The 15,318-nt window shown below is 60.9% G+C and carries 17 protein-coding genes; 9 read left to right on the plus strand and 8 right to left on the minus strand.

Annotation, left to right across the window (positions count from 1 at the left end):
- Positions 1-68: 68 nt before the first annotated feature.
- Positions 69-263, plus strand: coding sequence for a hypothetical protein (locus M728_RS09520; RefSeq protein ID WP_026621330.1), 195 nt, complete (start codon positions 69-71; stop codon positions 261-263).
- Positions 264-331: 68 nt separating this feature from the next.
- On the opposite strand, the gene M728_RS09525 is transcribed toward M728_RS09520, so the two are convergent.
- The 5 genes from M728_RS09525 to M728_RS09545 form a co-directional block, all read right to left on the minus strand.
- Entirely contained in the window at positions 332-2,044 is a 1,713-nt protein-coding gene (locus M728_RS09525; protein WP_026621331.1) for an HAD family hydrolase, read from the minus strand.
- 154 nt (positions 2,045-2,198) lie between these two features.
- Entirely contained in the window at positions 2,199-2,807 is a 609-nt protein-coding gene (locus M728_RS09530; protein ID WP_026621332.1) for a glutathione S-transferase family protein, read from the minus strand.
- A 252-nt stretch (positions 2,808-3,059) separates the two neighbouring features.
- Positions 3,060-4,094, minus strand: a complete 1,035-nt coding sequence (locus tag M728_RS09535; protein WP_026621333.1) for an ABC transporter ATP-binding protein — start codon at positions 4,092-4,094, stop codon at positions 3,060-3,062.
- Complete coding sequence (locus tag M728_RS09540; RefSeq protein ID WP_026621334.1) at positions 4,082-6,112, minus strand: iron ABC transporter permease; 2,031 nt, start codon at positions 6,110-6,112, stop codon at positions 4,082-4,084. The genes M728_RS09535 and M728_RS09540 overlap by 13 nt, the downstream gene beginning before the upstream one ends.
- A gap of 7 nt (positions 6,113-6,119) precedes the next feature.
- Positions 6,120-7,100, minus strand: a complete 981-nt coding sequence (locus M728_RS09545) for an ABC transporter substrate-binding protein (RefSeq protein WP_026621335.1) — start codon at positions 7,098-7,100, stop codon at positions 6,120-6,122.
- Positions 7,101-7,579: 479 nt separating this feature from the next.
- Between M728_RS09545 and M728_RS09550 the strand changes: the two genes are divergently transcribed.
- The 3 genes from M728_RS09550 (at position 7,580) to M728_RS09560 (ending at position 10,625) form a co-directional block, all read left to right on the plus strand.
- On the plus strand, positions 7,580-8,779 hold the full coding sequence (locus M728_RS09550) for a DUF262 domain-containing protein (RefSeq protein WP_034883815.1): 1,200 nt from the start codon (positions 7,580-7,582) through the stop codon (positions 8,777-8,779).
- A gap of 60 nt (positions 8,780-8,839) precedes the next feature.
- Complete coding sequence (locus M728_RS09555) at positions 8,840-9,463, plus strand: hypothetical protein (RefSeq protein WP_051440928.1); 624 nt, start codon at positions 8,840-8,842, stop codon at positions 9,461-9,463.
- A 178-nt stretch (positions 9,464-9,641) separates the two neighbouring features.
- Entirely contained in the window at positions 9,642-10,625 is a 984-nt protein-coding gene (locus tag M728_RS09560) for a phosphotransferase enzyme family protein (RefSeq protein ID WP_026621336.1), read from the plus strand.
- 2 nt (positions 10,626-10,627) lie between these two features.
- Here the strand turns inward: M728_RS09560 and M728_RS09565 are convergent, their stop codons facing one another.
- Positions 10,628-10,957, minus strand: coding sequence for a DUF924 family protein (locus tag M728_RS09565; RefSeq protein ID WP_084044573.1), 330 nt, complete (start codon positions 10,955-10,957; stop codon positions 10,628-10,630).
- A gap of 261 nt (positions 10,958-11,218) precedes the next feature.
- On the opposite strand from M728_RS09565, the gene M728_RS09570 reads away from it, so the two are divergent.
- The 3 genes from M728_RS09570 to rpsU all read left to right on the plus strand — a co-directional run bounded on the left by M728_RS09570 (position 11,219) and on the right by rpsU (position 12,308).
- Positions 11,219-11,428: a cold-shock protein gene (locus M728_RS09570; RefSeq protein WP_026617656.1), complete on the plus strand. Its 210-nt coding sequence runs from the start codon at positions 11,219-11,221 to the stop codon at positions 11,426-11,428.
- Between the two features lie 165 nt (positions 11,429-11,593).
- On the plus strand, positions 11,594-11,881 hold the full coding sequence (locus M728_RS09575; protein WP_026621337.1) for a hypothetical protein: 288 nt from the start codon (positions 11,594-11,596) through the stop codon (positions 11,879-11,881).
- Positions 11,882-12,071: 190 nt separating this feature from the next.
- Positions 12,072-12,308 carry a 30S ribosomal protein S21 gene (gene rpsU, locus M728_RS09580; RefSeq protein WP_026617658.1) on the plus strand — a complete coding sequence of 79 codons (237 nt, stop codon included), beginning with the start codon at positions 12,072-12,074 and terminating at the stop codon, positions 12,306-12,308.
- A 70-nt stretch (positions 12,309-12,378) separates the two neighbouring features.
- Here rpsU and M728_RS09585 read toward each other — a convergent pair whose 3' ends face one another.
- Positions 12,379-13,305: a LysR family transcriptional regulator gene (locus M728_RS09585; RefSeq protein WP_026621338.1), complete on the minus strand. Its 927-nt coding sequence runs from the start codon at positions 13,303-13,305 to the stop codon at positions 12,379-12,381.
- Positions 13,306-13,410: 105 nt separating this feature from the next.
- Between M728_RS09585 and M728_RS09590 the strand changes: the two genes are divergently transcribed.
- Both M728_RS09590 and M728_RS09595 read left to right on the plus strand, forming a co-directional pair.
- Complete coding sequence (locus M728_RS09590) at positions 13,411-14,136, plus strand: SDR family oxidoreductase (protein WP_026621339.1); 726 nt, start codon at positions 13,411-13,413, stop codon at positions 14,134-14,136.
- A gap of 12 nt (positions 14,137-14,148) precedes the next feature.
- Positions 14,149-14,577 (plus strand): Atu4866 domain-containing protein, encoded by a 429-nt coding sequence (locus M728_RS09595; RefSeq protein WP_245269718.1) that lies wholly within the window; start codon positions 14,149-14,151, stop codon positions 14,575-14,577.
- Positions 14,578-14,618: 41 nt separating this feature from the next.
- On the opposite strand, the gene M728_RS09600 is transcribed toward M728_RS09595, so the two are convergent.
- Positions 14,619-15,284, minus strand: coding sequence for a DUF924 family protein (locus M728_RS09600; RefSeq protein WP_026621341.1), 666 nt, complete (start codon positions 15,282-15,284; stop codon positions 14,619-14,621).
- Positions 15,285-15,318 lie beyond the last annotated feature (34 nt).

Genomic DNA, 15,318 nt, shown 5'->3' on the forward strand with positions numbered 1-15,318 from the left:
AAAGCTCGCTGCACGTTCGATTGGATCAGGATGATTTCGGGTCATCTCCATCGTGGAGGAGTGGCGAAATGGGTGTGAAACAAGCTCCGACGGCAAAGGGCAAGCAGTCCGCTCAAGGCTTGCATGAAAGCGCCGCGAAAGAAGAGAAAAAGGTAGAAGCGAAAAAAGGGTCGGATCTCGCCAAGGGCGCCGACCGGTTCGACGAGCGCTCCAAGAGCTCGGACGGCAGGAGTGCGGGCTCGAAGCAGAAGCCGAAACGCTAGCGCGGAATGAGGAAAAGTGTGCGCGGTTTTCTGCCCGCACCCGCTCTCCCTCTGGGATCGATCAGCGCTCAGTCCTTCTCGGACGCAGGTGCAGTGTAGCGGCGACGCACGGCCTCGGCGAGCCTTTGGCGGCTCTCGGCCGGCGAGAGCGAGCGATCCTCTTCGATGCCGGCGGTCTCCAGGGCCAGTTCCTCGTCGCCGATGCGCTCCTCGAACCATTTCGAGTAATCGCCCCGGCGCAAATGATGCTCCCAGGTCTTATCGTCGATCCCTTCGGCAATCTGCAGGAAGATCATCAGATTGTGGGCGCGCAGGTTCATTTCGTTTTTCGGGCCTCGGAAATAGAAGCTTGCCTCCTCGCCCAGTTGGCCTTCCGCATATTTCCGCGTGTGCCGCTTGCGGGCCTGTTGGGGTTGTTCGACACGGATCCGCCGCACCGGCTCTGGAGGCGAGCGTCGCCAGAAAAGAACCTCGTCGTCCTCGAGCGGCGCATCCAGGCCGTCCGGCGGTGCATCGCCGACGGCGGCGCAAACGTCCTCGATCACTTCGCGCGCCTTGGGGCCTAGCGCTGCGACCGCCGTCACCGCCCTGAGCGCATCAGGGGAGACGGTATCCGGGTGAACGGTGACCATGATTGTGCCCGAACGGTCGTGCGAAAGGGCAAGCGAGGCACTGTCGCGCGAAGCCGGCATGAGATGGTGCGCCTCGTCGATGATCAACCAGTGCGGCCTGCCCGTTCTGGCGCGGAACGCCGAAAGGTCCGACATGAGCTCGGCAAAGAAGCCGGGCCGCTCCCTCAGTTCGAAACCGAGGGCACTGACCACGACGTTGTCGTCCGGATTGGCGAGCAGGTCCAGCACCTCGTTGCCCGTCGGCGTGGTCGAACCATCGCCGACCGTCACGGCGCCTTCGAGGCCTTGATAGTCCCCTTCAGGATCGAAGACGCAGAACTGACAGCGCCGCTCTCGCAATCGCTCCGAAATGGCAGTCGCCAAGGTCGACTTGCCGATACCCGAACTTCCGGCGATGAGCAGTACGTCGATCGGCCCGATCTCGACTGGCCCGTCATCATCCTCGCCGATCGGCACCTGGTGGCGGGCATTGGTGCAGAGCGCATAGTCGGACTCCATGACCCGCACGATCAATTCCTCGACACCGGCACCGCGCGCGCCCTCCAGCACGACGTCGGCCGTGTCCTTGAGAGCGGGCAAGGCGTTCGCGACGGCAGCACCGCAACCGCAGGTCCGCAAGAGCGCGTGGTCGTTCTCCGCATCGCCAACGGCCACGACGTTCAGAAAGGAAAGCTGCATCTCCTTGAGCGCCGCCTTCAGGCCCGTGGCCTTGTTGACCCCGCTCGGCAAAATCATCACCGCGCCCTTGTTGAAGATGATCTCGAGCTCGAGCCCGAGCTCGTTGATGGCCTCGAGCGCTGCCGTTTGGTGCGGCTCCCAGGTCGCGACGATGGAGCGTCCGACCGATACCCTGTCGACGCCCTTCTCTCTGAGGCGCTCGACGAAAGCCGGCGGCGGCGACGGCGCAAGCGGCCGCTCCTCCTCGGTCTCCGGCGTATAGAGCAAGGCGCCATTTTCGACGACGACCTTGTCGAACAGGTCCGTGTGCGGAAACACGCGCTTCAAGTCCGGCAGTTCGCGCCCTGTGACGAGCAGCAGTCTGCGACCGGTCTCCCGCAGCCTTTTCAGGGCTTCCAGCGTTTCCTCTCTGACCTCGCCGAATTCGGCCAGCGTACCATCATAGTCCGTCGCAAGCGCCATGACATACATGTGCCAACTGCCTCCCTCTGCAGCCTTCGTGTCGTGATGCAAAGGGGAACGTGCAGGCTTAATGCTGGTTCCCGCGACCGTTACGCGAGAATCTTTTCTGTTCTTGAAAGCAGACCGGGCCGACCGCGCGTCCCGCGCGTTGCTGCGTCGCGCCTCACGCGCTCCAGCTCGGCCGACTTCTCACCCGCTCGTACCAGCGTTGGACCCTTTCGAGTTCGGCCGGAATTTCCATCCCGAAGACTTCCGCCAGCCAGCCGCAGACCGCCCCGCTGATGTCCGCGACCGAGAAGTTCTCGCCGGCGAGGAACGGTCGGCCGTCGGCGAGCTCGCGGTCGAGCCAGGCCCATTTCCTCGGCACCGCCTGCCGCTCGGTCTCGGCAAAGGCAGGGAACTGCACGAGGCGATCCTTGAAGAGGGCATCGGAATGCAGCGCCACATTGCCGACGGTGCCGAAGAGCTCGAATTCGACCCGCCGGTTCCACATCTCGATCCTTGCGCAGCTGACCGCATCGCTCCCGAAAAGCGGCGGCTCCGGATGCGTCTCTTCGAAATAGCGGCAGATCGCGACGCTTTCTGTGATGATCGTACCGTCGTCGAGTTCAAGCACGGGGATCTGCCCAAGAGAGTTAAGCTTCAGGAATTCCGGCGCCTTGTGCTCGCCCTTCATGAAGTCGATCTCCACCATCGGCACCTCGATCGCCTTCTCCTTGAGAAAGATGCGGACGCGATAAGAATTCGGTCCCATGCCCTGATAAAGTTGCATCGTCTCCTCCTGTGTGCACGACGGCTTCCCGGAAACTATGCCATACTGGTTGCATAAATCAACCAGTTTTGAAATAGGCGCAGAGTCACGCGGTTAGACGCAGCACCACGCTACCCCTCCTCCGTCATGCTCGGGCTTGACCCGAGGATGACGGCGAGAAAGAAGCCGGCGACTGTAGAGCGGTCGCACCAGCCGAGCACGGAAACGCAGCAGTCCAAACTACCTGCTCTCCCAGATCCCCCCTCCGCGGCCCTACAGGCGCCACCCGCCGCTCATGACGAAGGGTACCGGCGCGCCCTCGCCGAGCACCACGCTGCTATAGGCCTTGAGCTGCTGCCCGTCCGGCAGGGAGAGCGTGACCGCGAAGCGTTCGCCCTCGAAGATGCACGAGACGACCCGCATGGAAATACCGTCGGTGCCGCGATGCACCTGTTCCGGCCGGACAAGCACATCGGCGAGCGGCCCCTCGCCCGCCTGTCCGCCGGCGCCGAGCGCGGCACGCAGGAGCGGCCAGTCGAGCACGCGTCCCGCCGCTTCCGGGAGCTTGAGCCGCAGGATACTGCCGCGCCCGATCAATCCGCCGACCACCCGCCCCTCGGGCCGCGCATAGATCTCCGCCGGCGGCGCCACCTGAAGCAGCTTGCCTTCCGACATCACCGCAACATCGGTCGCAAGCGCCATGGCTTCCGCCTGGTCGTGTGTCACATAGATCATCGTCGCGCCGGAGCGCTCGTGAAAGGCGCGGAAGGTCTCCTCCATAGCCTTCCTCAAATGCTGGTCGAGATTGGCGAGCGGCTCGTCGAGCAGCACCACGTCCGGCTCGGTCACGAGGCAGCGCGCCAGCGCCACCCGCTGCCGCTGCCCGCCGGAGAGCGCCGCAGGCCGCCGCTCGGCGAAATCGTCGAGCTTCACGAGCGAAAGCGCTTCGCCCACCCGCCTGCGCCAGGCCTCGCCGGAGATGCCGCGCATCTTCAAGGGATAGCCGACATTCTCCGCCACCGTCATATGCGGCCAGAGCGCATAGGACTGGAAGACCATCGCCATGTTGCGCTTTTCCGGCGGTAGCACTCGTTCCGCATCCGAAAGCGGCCGGTCGCCGAACTCGATCGAGCCGTCCGTCGGCTGCTCGAAGCCGGCGATCATCCGGAGCACTGTCGTCTTGCCGCAGCCGGAGGGGCCGAGCAGAGCCAGGAATCCCTGCTTGCGCACGGCAAGCGAAACGTCCGAAACCGCCGGCCTGCCACTACCGAAGTCCTTGGTCAGGTGGTTGAGGATCAGTTGCGCCATGGCAGCACGTCCTCCGGCAGGTATTTCGCGATGAATTCGAGGGCCGCCATCAGCGCAATGACCATGAGGACGACGAGCACCGAAAGCGCCGAGGCGAGATCGGAGGAGCCGCTGTCGTCGAGATTGAAGATCGCGACGCCAAGCGTCTGTGTGCCGGCGGACCAGAGAAGCGCCGAGACCGTCAGCTCGTTTGCCGCAATCAGGAAGACGAGGATGACGGAGGCGCCGGCGGCGGGCGCAATCAGCGGCAGAAGCACGTCGCGCGTGCGGCGCAGAAAACCTGCCCCCGCGAGCCGCGCCGCCTCCTCGAGCGCCGGGTCCATCTGCAGGAAGGCGCTCATCACCGGCTTGAGGCTGACAGCCAGGAAGGAAGAGAAATAGGCAGCAAGGATGATCCAGATCGTGCCGTAAAGCGAAAGGCCGATCACCGGCAGCGGTGCCGCGAAGATGAGGATGAAGGCGACGGCGAGCACGATGCCGGGCAGCGCATAGGGCACCTCGATCAAAATCGCCAGGAGATTGGCAAGCGCACCCCGCCGACGGACGAGCAGATAGCCGGTCGGCACGGTGACGACGAGCAGGCCGACCGCCGCGGCGGAAGCGAGAAAGAGCGAGTTCCTGAGCGCCGTCAGCGTCACCGACTGGCGGAAGAGGATTTCGCCATAGGCATGAAGTGACATGGTTTGAAAGTTGAGCGGCACGCCATAGGCCGGCACCAGCGAGCTCGCAACGAGCGCCAGAAGCGGCGCGACCAGCACCACCGCCAGCAGCGCCCAAAGCAGCGCCTCCGCGGCAAGCCGCAAGCGCCCGAGCGCGAAGGCGGCATTCGCGCCGAAAAGGCCGATCAGGCGATAGTCCCGGCCGGAAAGTGCTCGCTGCTGCAGCAGAAGCCCGGCAGCGGAGACGACGGCGATCAGGCTCGAGAGAACGGCGATCTCGCCAAAGGTGGCGGTGCCGAAGCTCGCAAGTCGGCTGAAGATCAGCGTCGGCAGCGTCTCGATCGAGGCGGGAATGCCGAGGATCGCCGGAATGCCGAAATTGCCGATGCCTGAAACGAAGGCGATCGCCGCCCCGGCGATGAGCCCCGGAAAGGAAAGCGGCAGCACGATATCGCGGAAGACGCGCCACGGCGAAGCGCCGGCAAGCCGCGCCGCCTCGACCCCGTCTCGTGGAGCACCGGCAAGCCCGGCCTTCACCGCCAGGAAGACGAGCGGCGCATGCTGCACGCCCAAAAGAAGCGCGATGCCGGAAAACGAATAGAGCGGCTGCGGACTGCCGAGTGGCGGCGCAAGCCCCAGCGCCTTCAGCAGCGGGCTCGATGGGCCGGACATCTCCACCCAGGCAAGCGCCGTCACCTGCGGCGGGATCATCATCGGCAGCATGAAGGCGAAGCTCAAGGCCAGCTTGCCGCGGATATCGGTGAGCGCCATCGCAAAGGCGAAGAACGCTCCGAGCATGAGCGAAATGAGCATTCCGCCTGTCGCCGTGATTAGCGTATTGCGAAGCGCGGCAAAGGTCGCCGGCTCGAAGAGAACCCTCGCCGCCTCGCCTTCCACGAGGCCGCCGAAGCCCGCCCAGCCGAGCCGGATGAGCGGCAGGGCCGAAAGCAGAAAGACGGCGCAGAATACGAAGAGCATGAGCCAGGCGGGCTCCCCGCCGCCGCGCTGCCCACCGCGTAAGGAAAATGGAAACCGCCGCCCTGCTCCGCGCCGCCTGGTCTTCCGCTCAGGTAAGTCGTCTGCCGCAGCGTAAGGCATCGGCGGTGGCTCAAAGCCGCGCAAGGTCCGCGTCAGCGCCTTCGGTAGCTTGGCCGGAACCGCTTCGCCGTCCCGCCCGGCGCCGTCCGCCGTCTCGCCGCCAAGGAGAAGCCGCAGCCACTGAAAGCGCCGCGCTTTCGAGAGAACGCGCAAAGGACGCTCCAGCATTTTGAAGCCAGAGCGTCCCTCCGCATCCGGGCCCTCAGCCGGTGCGCGGCTTGCTCCGCGCCGGCTGCAAGCGATCTCGTCGGTATTTGGCATCAGCCGATCAGTTGGTGCCGAAGATGCCGGAGAAGGTCTTGAGGTCCGCCTCGGCGTTCTTCGCCGCCGCGGCCGCATCGACCGGCAGCACCTTGATCGTCTCGCGCGCCGGGAAGCCTTCGGGCAGCGCCACGCCGTTGCGGGCCGGGATATAGCCCATCTTCACCGCCACTTTCTGGCCCTCCTCGGAGAGGAGAAAATCGACGAATTTCTTCGCCGGTTCCGGGTTCTTCGCGGTCTTCAGAATGCCGACCGGCTCGGTGACGGCCGAAACGCCCTCGGCGGGGAAGACGAATTCCACCGGCGCGCCCTTGGCCTTCTCGCGGATCGCCATGAAATCCACCACCATGCCATAGACCTTCTCGCCGGTCGCGACCGCCTTCAAGACGCCGCCATTGCCGCCGGCAGCCGTCGCGCCGTTTTCGGCGAGCGCCTTGTAATAGTCCCAGCCGAGGCCATCGACGCCCGCAAGCGTCTGCGCATGGATCAGCGCCGCCCCGGAGGTGAGCGGGCTCGGCATGGTGACGAGGCCCTTGGCTTCCGGCTTCGCCAGATCCTGCCAGCCGGCCGGCTTCATCGGAGCCGAGCTGTTGTAGATGATGCCGGTGGTGATCATCTTCGTCGAATAATAGGCGCCGTCGGCATCATAAAGCGAGGCATCGTAAGCCGCCGCTTCCGCAGACTTATACGGCATCAGATGCCCTGCCTCCTTCAGCCGCTGCATCGTTACTGTGTCGGCGATCAAGAGCACATCCGCCACCGGATTGCCCGCCTCGATCTCGGCCATCAGCTTGGCCATGATCTTCGTGGTCCCCTCGCGCACCCACTCCACCTCGACGCCGGGATTCGCCGCCATAAACGCATCCACCGTCGCCTGCGCATCCTCGTTCGGCTGGCTGGTGTAGAGGATCAGGTTACCGGCAAAAGCGGCGGTGGACATGAGGCCGGCGACGAGCGCTGCGGCAACGGCGGAGAGAAGCGTTTTCATGGGAATGCCCTCGGTGCGAGAAAGATGGCGCCGAGGGATAGAGCGGGTGTTTTACAGGGGTGTGACACAGGAAGCAGAAGGAGCGTCTAGTCGGCTTTGCGCCATTAGCGGCCATGAGGCCTTGAAGGCGTCTCAACCGAGGTTAGAGTACAAATTCAACGCCGTTTAATCCCTTCAGAGAACTCGTAAGGGTTCGCAGCCAGCGGTCGCATTCATTCAGAGACTGAGATATTGGCGGTCGCGTCATTGCTTGCAGAGCGTCCTATCGGGTCGAAACTAGGTTGGATAGTTAGATTTCTGGGGCGCTAACCGAGTCCGATAAGGCTCCGTGTCAACTGCACTGACGGAATAGCCTCGAGGCGAATTACCAATCACCCACATGCCTTCTTCAACTAGAGTGATCCAGGCAATTTTGCGGTTGCATCGTCGCACCCCTCACATGTTATGGCTACTGCCACGCTAAAGTTGGGAGAATGATCATGGCTTTCGTCGATGTCGAGTTTGAGGAAGAAGAGGATTCAGGACTTGATCGAAGGCAAGTTCAACACTTTTCAGAAGCGGTTCTTCATTCGGCAGATTGGACTGTTGAAACCATTGTTTCCCAACTGACGCGGTCAAACATTGAGATGAATCCGCGATTTCAACGTCGAGACGCTTGGTCCCGCAGCCGCAAGAGCACCTTCATAGAGTCTCTAATCCTTGGGCTACCTGTTCCACAGATCGTATTAGCTGAGAAACAAGGACAGCGAGGAAAATACATTGTTTTGGATGGCAAACAAAGGCTCCTATCTCTTCTCCAGTTCACAGGAAATGCTGAGGGAAACAATAATAATTTCCGTCTGAGCGGCCTGGAGGCGAGGTCAGACTTATTACGGAAGAGGGTTCAAGACTTAGCTGAGCCGCAACTTGAGCCAGACTACAATGCGTTCCTAAATTACACCATCAGAACGGTTGTTATCCGAAATTGGCCTGATTTTGATTTTCTTCATCTCGTGTTCCTTCGCTTGAACACTGGGAGTGTGAAGCTTTCTCCTCAAGAGCTTCGCCAAGCTATGTTTCCAGGCGATTTTTCCGACTATGTTGATGACAGTGCGGCGGCCTCGCAGCCTTTACAGGCTTTGCTCGGAAGGGAAAGTCCCGACCCTCGAATGAGAGACGTCGAGTTGCTGACGCGATACCTGAGTTTCCAACATTTCCTTTCAGGCTACACGGGTAGAATGAAAGATTTTTTGGACACCACGTGCAACACCCTCAATGACGAATGGGAAATCCGTAAAGAGTTCGTCTTTTCGTCTGTTGAGCAATTCAATGAGGCGACATCAGCCCTCATCGAGATATTTGGGATCGAACAAATCGCGCGCAAAAGCGGGTCTCGATCATTTAATCGAGCAATCTTTGACGCACTGATTTTTTACGCTGCCAATCCACAAATTCGTGCTGAGATGATGACGCATCAGGACGATGTGAGAAGGATATACGCTTCGCTCATCGCCGACGCTGATTTTATCGCGGCAGCGGAGAGTGACACGGCGGGCGTTCCGAATACGCTGGAGAGGCTAAGAAAGTGGGGCGCTCTGCTGCGAGATGCGATTGGAGTCGAGTTCAATGTTCCTTCGTTGCGCCCTGCCGATGAGTTGAATCCTCGCGCGGGAATCGACTTTGATGGCTTCGGAGTGTAGCCGATGGCATCGGCCAGGTACGAAGAACTACTTGAGTAACTCGATACGCTCAGAACCCATTTGCTGCCGAATGAGTTTGAACCCACAGGCTTATACGATGAAGCAGAAGCTGTTTCCACCAAGGCTCTCGCTTTTAGGGTGTTGGCTCATGCTGAGATCGAAGCTTTCTTTGAGGACCGGGCCCTAGAGACTGTGCGCAAAGCGCGAACTGCTTGGATGGACAATGGCCATGTATCTAAAGTCGTACTTTGTTTACTTGGCTTCAGCGGAAGAAGCATGGATGCTCCTCCGGATACTCTCGAGGCTCCAGGAGAAAACAAAAGGAAAATATGGCCAGAACTCGTGGATATCTCCGAGCGGATCAAGCCAGTGTTAGCGGCGTTTCACAACTTCGTCCGAAACGAAAACCACGGTATCAAGGAAAAAAATCTGCTCGCACTTCTATTGCCTATCGGAGTTGCTCACAAGGTGATCGATCCAAGGTTCCTTGCAGACATGGACTCCTTCGGAGCTCTTCGAGGGGCAGCGGCCCATACATCAACGAAGACCGCCGTGCGTCAAGGATTAAATCCAGCCGATGAGCTTGCCCGCGTTGACCGGTTGAAGGCTGGTATACTCGCACTTGACGATCAAATCGAACAACTACTCATAGCCATCCCGCCAGCGGCTAACCAAGCAGCCTGAATGTATGTTCGCGGCTGCAATCCTTTATCTATCATCGACGCCTAGCGGTGACCGCTTTGGGCCGGCAGAGGACGAACGCACTCGGCGGCTTCGCGCCATGAGTGGACATTGCGGTCGTTGTAGAACTCCGTAGTTTGCAATGCTAGTTTGCATTTACGGCACCTACGGAACATCGGCCATGTTTGACTTTGATCCGCTATATTCGACCCCTCAGATTGAGGCGATCGAACGCTTTATCGATAAGCACTACGCGTTGGGATCGCCGGTTTCTTGTCAATTGCTTCAACGCGGATTGAATGACGTTTACCTGGCCAGCGTGACCGGCAGCGAGCGTTATGTGTTTCGGCTTTCTCACCACCGCGCGCGTGGGCCCGCCAACGTCAAGAGCGAAACTGCATTCTTGATCCACCTCTCTAAATTGGGCGTTCCGGTCGCCGCGCCCATTCCGACACGCGATGGCACGTTTTTCCTTCAAGGGCACGCACCAGAGGGTGCGCGCGATGCTGTGCTTTTTCAGGCGATCGATGGCCGAGAACCGCTTGCAACCGACGCCGGTGATGCTTGCGCCAACGGAAAGACCCTTGCTCTACTGCACAACGCGGCCGAGACATTTCCGGTTGACGGTGCGCTGTACCGGCTTGATCTGGAACATTTACTGCATCGGCCTCTTGCCCGAATTCGCGATAGCGGAATTGTGGAAGAAACGCATGTCCTCAGCGACCTTGGACAGATCGCCGAGCGGACTGCGGCGGCTATCAAGGCGTTCAGCAACCTGACATGGACGTATTGTCACGGGGACTGCCACGGCTTCAATTCGCGTATCAATGGGGCTGGAGAAGCAGTGTTTTTCGACTTCGATGACGGAGGTCCCGGATACCTTGCCTATGACTTGGCCGTTTTTTTGTGGGCACAAGTCTCTTTCGGCCGGTCGTTGACCGCTACGTGGGCTGCCTTCGTTGATGGCTATCAGTCAATCCGTCCAATAACGCCCGACGACTTCGAAGCAGCTATTCGGTTTGTGATCGTCCGCCACTTTTGGCTGATGGGTGAGTACGCAAGCCGCGCGCGAGAGTGGGGAAACAACAGTGTCGGTTGGATAGCACGGGAGGTGACTTTTCTCAGCACGTGGGAGACCGAGCGATGTGTCGGGCGTCTATTCTGAAATCAATTTTCAACGTCGTTACCAACCCAGGAATGACCGCTTCGGGCCGAAAGCGGACTTACCGCAAACTCGCTCTCATCTAGGAACCGCTGCTCCTCCTCCGTCATCGCTCGCCCGAGAATCCTGTTCCGGTGCGGAAGCGGCCGAAGCGCTGGATAATGTCGCGTGGCCTTTGGCGTGGAAAAGGCTCGGCTGGCCGAGGCGCCGGGCAAGCTCGACCGATCACTCCTGATCGGCTGGTTTTCCGAATGGCCGCGGGGAAGATAGAAGAAGAGCTGCACGTCGGCCGGTCGCCAGCCGCGTGTCGAAGCCCCGATCAGCTGCCACCGCATGAAGTCGGATGGCTCTTCAAAAATATTATTTCCGATTCAAATCAGCGACTTGATCGTATTTTCCGAGCGGGATGAGACGCGCTCCCAATTAAATTCGCTTTATCCATTGCATATCGCAAAGCAGCGTCTATATATAGCCCATCGAACATTGCTTGCGACCTTTGTCTACGCGCCGAAGCGCTTCGTCAGATTTCCTCTCAAATATCGATCAAGCCGGGCGACTATTCGTCCGGAAACTCTAGCGATTGAAAGGAAATCGTTATGAATTCAGGCACTGTAAAGTGGTTCAACAGCACCAAAGGCTTCGGTTTCATCCAGCCTGACAACGGCACGACGGACGTGTTCGTGCATGTTTCCGCCGTTGAACGCGCCGGAATGCGCTCGCTCGTCGAGGGCCAGAAGGTCACCTACGACATCGTCCGCGACACGAAGTCCGGCAAAAGCTCGGCAGACAACCTGCGAGCCGCGTAATTCGTCATTCGCCTCCGCTGACCACGGATGTACTGGCAGGGAGCGCTGAATGACGGGGCGTCCAGCGCGTCTGAAAAGACGCGCGGCGCTCAAGAGGAGGTCGGGGTAACGCCCGGCCTTTTTTGCTTGTGCCGCCTGCGGGCCGCACCGACGAAGGAGAGAGCCATGGGCCGGAACACCTACGGCATCGGCGACACGGTTGTCCTGAGGGCCGATCTCACGCGGACGGCGGCTGCCGACCGGACCTGCCGCATCGTTGCCATCCTCCCCTCAGCCGAACACGGGGAGGCGCAATATCGCGTGCGGTTCGGAACCGAGAACTTCGAGCGGCGTATCCTCGAACACGATATCGATCCTTCGGAGACGGCCTTGCCGGTCAGGGAAGGCGGCTCGGCCGCTACGGTCGACGGCAAGCCCTGGCTGAAACCTTTGAGTGTCAGGACCGGTAAATGAAACCCATTCCCGTCGGCGCGCATTACAGGATTTCGCCGTTGTGTTGCGAATGACCCGATCTACAGCCCCGCACGTCCTGTCAGATGCGCAAAGCTCGCTGTAGCACTTTGAATTTCTGCATGTCTCCTTAAATCGAGGTCGATCTAAGGAGACATGCAGTAGAGAAACATGAACACGGAAAGGATATATTTTGCAGGTACTCGTCAGGGACAACAATGTCGACCAGGCTCTTCGCGTTCTTAAGAAGAAGATGCAACGTGAAGGCGTCTTCCGCGAAATGAAGATGCGCAGCGCCTACGAAAAACCATCCGAAAAGCGCGTCCGTGAAAAGGCCGAAGCTGTCCGCCGCACGCGCAAGCTCGCACGCAAGAAGCTCCAGCGCGAAGGTCTGCTACCGTCGCCGAAGAAGGTGGCCCGCGCGCGCTGAGGCGCGCTTTCCCGTTTGCGGGTGACGCCCTCTCGAGGCGTTTATTCGGACGCGCCGCTGGCGCGTCTTTTCATATGTGGGATCGCTGCTTTTGCGGAGGATCGTCGCGGCCGGACCGTTGCACGTGTTCGATGAGGGCGCGAAGTTTCGGCGCAGTGTTCCTACGGCTGGGATAGTACAGATAGAATCCTGCAAAGTAGGGGCAATAGTCTTCGAGGATCGGCACCAGTTCGCCGCGCCCGATCGCAGGGCGGAAGCTTTCCTCCATCCCAAAGGTGATGCCGGCGCCGGCGACCGCCAGCTTGATCATCAAGGCCATGTCATTCGTCGTAACAGTCGGCGGCACCGCGACGCTGAACTCCTTGCCGCCTTCGGCAAACTCCCAGCGATAGGGGGCAGACTTGGGCGAAGGCCGCCAACCGATGCAGGCATGCGAGGCGAGCTCGGCCGGATGTGACGGTATGCCGAAACGATCACGGTAAGACGGCGCGCAAACAGCCACTTGCCGCTCCCTTCCCGCAACCGGCACAGCAATCATGTCCTGCGCGATAACCTCGCCAAGACGGACTCCCGCGTCGTAACCTTCGGCGACGATGTCGAACTCCTCGTCCGTCACGGTGATGTCGAGTTCCACCTCCGGGTATCGCCGGATAAAGCCGGCGAGTAGAGGCCCTGCAAGAAAGCGCTCTGCAATGGAGGAGACTGCAAGCCGCAGACGCCCGCGAGGGCGGCCCCTCAGAACGTCCACTCCCTCCATCGCCGCAAGCATCTCGGCAACCGCAGGTGCAATCCTTCCATGGAGCCGCTCGCCGGCTTCCGTCAGGCTGACGCTGCGCGTGGTGCGCAGGACGAGCGCGATGCCCAGGCTCTCCTCCAGCCGTCGGATCGTCTGGCTGACGGCGGATCGGGTCACGCTGAGCCGCACGGCTGCCGCACGAAAGTTCCGTTCTTCCGCCACGAGCGCGAAGACCGCAAGCGCATTCAGGTCAGGCTGCATTGGTTAGTGCTGCTTTCCAATCTGATAAGGATATGTCGGCTTATCGAAACAACGACTGGCGCTTACAGTCAAGGCAGATCATCTGCAGACAGAAAGGATAACGTCATGCCGATCGATAAGGTCATTCTGATTACCGGCGCCTCCAGCGGGATCGGGGCCGGGATCGCCCGCGAGCTTGCCGCCGCGGGCGCGAAGGTGATGTTGGGCGCGCGGCGTATCGAGCGTCTGGAAGCGCTGGCGGCCGAACTGACCGGGGCTGGCGGAGCAGTTCTCGTTCATCCGTTGGATGTGACCGATCGGGAGAGCGTCAATGCATTCGCCAACGCTGCCCGGCAAGCCTGGGGCCGCGTCGACGTCATCGTGAACAACGCCGGCGTGATGCCCCTGTCGCTCATGGCTTCGATGAAGGTCGAGGAATGGGAGCGGATGGTCGACGTGAACATTAAGGGCGTGCTCTACGGCATTGCCGCGGTGCTTCCGGAAATGACCGTTCGCGGTTCCGGCCACATCATCAACATTGCTTCGATCGCCGCGCTCGGCGTTTCACCGACGGCGGCCGTCTATTGCGCCACAAAATATGCCGTACGCGCGATCTCCGAAGGGCTTCGCCAGGAGCACAGCGCGTTGCGCGTGACCTGCATTCATCCGGGCGTCGTCGAAAGCGAGCTGGCCGATACCATCACCGATCCCGTGGCCGCAGAAGCGATGAAGACCTATCGCACTATCGCGCTGAAACCGGACGCGATCGCCCGCGCCGTGCGCTTTGCCATCGAGCAGCCGAACGATGTTGATGTCAATGAAATCGTCGTCCGCCCCACCGCGACCATGTGAGAGGAGAATCCCTTGATCACGCCTGCTGCCTGCGCGGCCATCCTGGGCATCAAGGCCAGGCCGCAGCGCGCGCCGAGTTATCGAGCCCTCGCTATGAATTACTGCCGGACTCTCGCACTCGTTGCCGCCATCACCCCGCTCGTCATCACTTCGAAGGTATTTGCCGACATGAACAACAATTCGAACGCATTGACGCATGCGCAACACGACCATCCCTATGTGGGCATGTGGGTCACGGCCGATGGCCATGTGCGGCATGAGCTGCTGCCGGGCGGTCGCTATGACGAAGCGCGCGGAAAACGCGAAAGCGCCTATCGGGGGCGCTATGATATCCGCGGAAATCACATCGACTACTGGGACGACACGGGCTTCACGGCCGACGGGGAATTCATCGACGGCGTCCTGCATCACGGTGGCATGATCCTTTATCGCCGGAAGTGACCTCCATCTGCGACCACGGGGCGATCCGGGCAGAGCGTCCCTCACCCCGCAAAACCACCCTCATCCAGAAACCGCTGCTCCTCCTCCGTCATCATCCGCCCAAGGATCCCATTCCGGTGCGGGAAGCGGCCGAAGCGGTGGATGATGTCGCGGTGGCCTTTGGCGTGGGAAAGACTCGGTTCGCCGAGGCGCCGGGCAAGCTCAACCGAGCGCTCCTGGTCGGCGAGGTCTTCCGAATGGCCGAAGGGCAGATAGAAGAAGAGCTGCAGGTCGGGCGGACCTTTGAGGTCGTAACCGGCCTCCACCGCGGCGCGTGCGATGCCGAGCGCCAGAGCATCGGTCTGATACATGCGCGGCGTGCCGCGAAAGGCGTTGCGTGGGAATTGGTCGAGGAGAAGGAGGAGCGCCAGCGTCTTCTCCGGCGAACCCGTCCAGTTCAAGAGTTCGCCGCGCGCCGCCGCCTCATGGCCAGCGAGGAAGCGCTCGCGAAAGGCGCGGTCGAATTCCGGTTCCTTGGCAAACCAGCGCGCAGGTCCCGCATCGCGCCAGAAGGAGATGACGGCTGCCGCCGCATCCTCCCCGGCAAGCGCCTCGCGCAGCCGCGTGTTGAAGGCCGGATCGGCAGGCGCCGACGCGCGGACTTGCGCCTCTGCAGGCTGCAAGCTGCGCAGCGCCAGGGTTTCGATGTACCCGATGAACTCGCTCATCTGTTCCTCCGCTTGATTAGGAGACCGCACGGCC

The organism is Ensifer sp. WSM1721 (assembly GCF_000513895.2).
Lineage (GTDB): Bacteria > Pseudomonadota > Alphaproteobacteria > Rhizobiales > Rhizobiaceae > Sinorhizobium.

Coding starts and splice junctions, on each gene's coding strand:
- M728_RS09520 (WP_026621330.1), top strand. CDS start 69: ATGGGTGTGAAACAAGCTCCGACGGCAAAGGGCAAGCAGTCCGCTCAA.
- M728_RS09525 (WP_026621331.1), bottom strand. CDS start 2,044: ATGTATGTCATGGCGCTTGCGACGGACTATGATGGTACGCTGGCCGAA.
- M728_RS09530 (WP_026621332.1), bottom strand. CDS start 2,807: ATGCAACTTTATCAGGGCATGGGACCGAATTCTTATCGCGTCCGCATC.
- M728_RS09535 (WP_026621333.1), bottom strand. CDS start 4,094: ATGGCGCAACTGATCCTCAACCACCTGACCAAGGACTTCGGTAGTGGC.
- M728_RS09540 (WP_026621334.1), bottom strand. CDS start 6,112: ATGCCAAATACCGACGAGATCGCTTGCAGCCGGCGCGGAGCAAGCCGC.
- M728_RS09545 (WP_026621335.1), bottom strand. CDS start 7,100: ATGAAAACGCTTCTCTCCGCCGTTGCCGCAGCGCTCGTCGCCGGCCTC.
- M728_RS09550 (WP_034883815.1), top strand. CDS start 7,580: ATGGCTTTCGTCGATGTCGAGTTTGAGGAAGAAGAGGATTCAGGACTT.
- M728_RS09560 (WP_026621336.1), top strand. CDS start 9,642: ATGTTTGACTTTGATCCGCTATATTCGACCCCTCAGATTGAGGCGATC.
- M728_RS09565 (WP_084044573.1), bottom strand. CDS start 10,957: ATGCGGTGGCAGCTGATCGGGGCTTCGACACGCGGCTGGCGACCGGCC.
- M728_RS09570 (WP_026617656.1), top strand. CDS start 11,219: ATGAATTCAGGCACTGTAAAGTGGTTCAACAGCACCAAAGGCTTCGGT.
- M728_RS09575 (WP_026621337.1), top strand. CDS start 11,594: ATGGGCCGGAACACCTACGGCATCGGCGACACGGTTGTCCTGAGGGCC.
- M728_RS09585 (WP_026621338.1), bottom strand. CDS start 13,305: ATGCAGCCTGACCTGAATGCGCTTGCGGTCTTCGCGCTCGTGGCGGAA.
- M728_RS09590 (WP_026621339.1), top strand. CDS start 13,411: ATGCCGATCGATAAGGTCATTCTGATTACCGGCGCCTCCAGCGGGATC.
- M728_RS09600 (WP_026621341.1), bottom strand. CDS start 15,284: ATGAGCGAGTTCATCGGGTACATCGAAACCCTGGCGCTGCGCAGCTTG.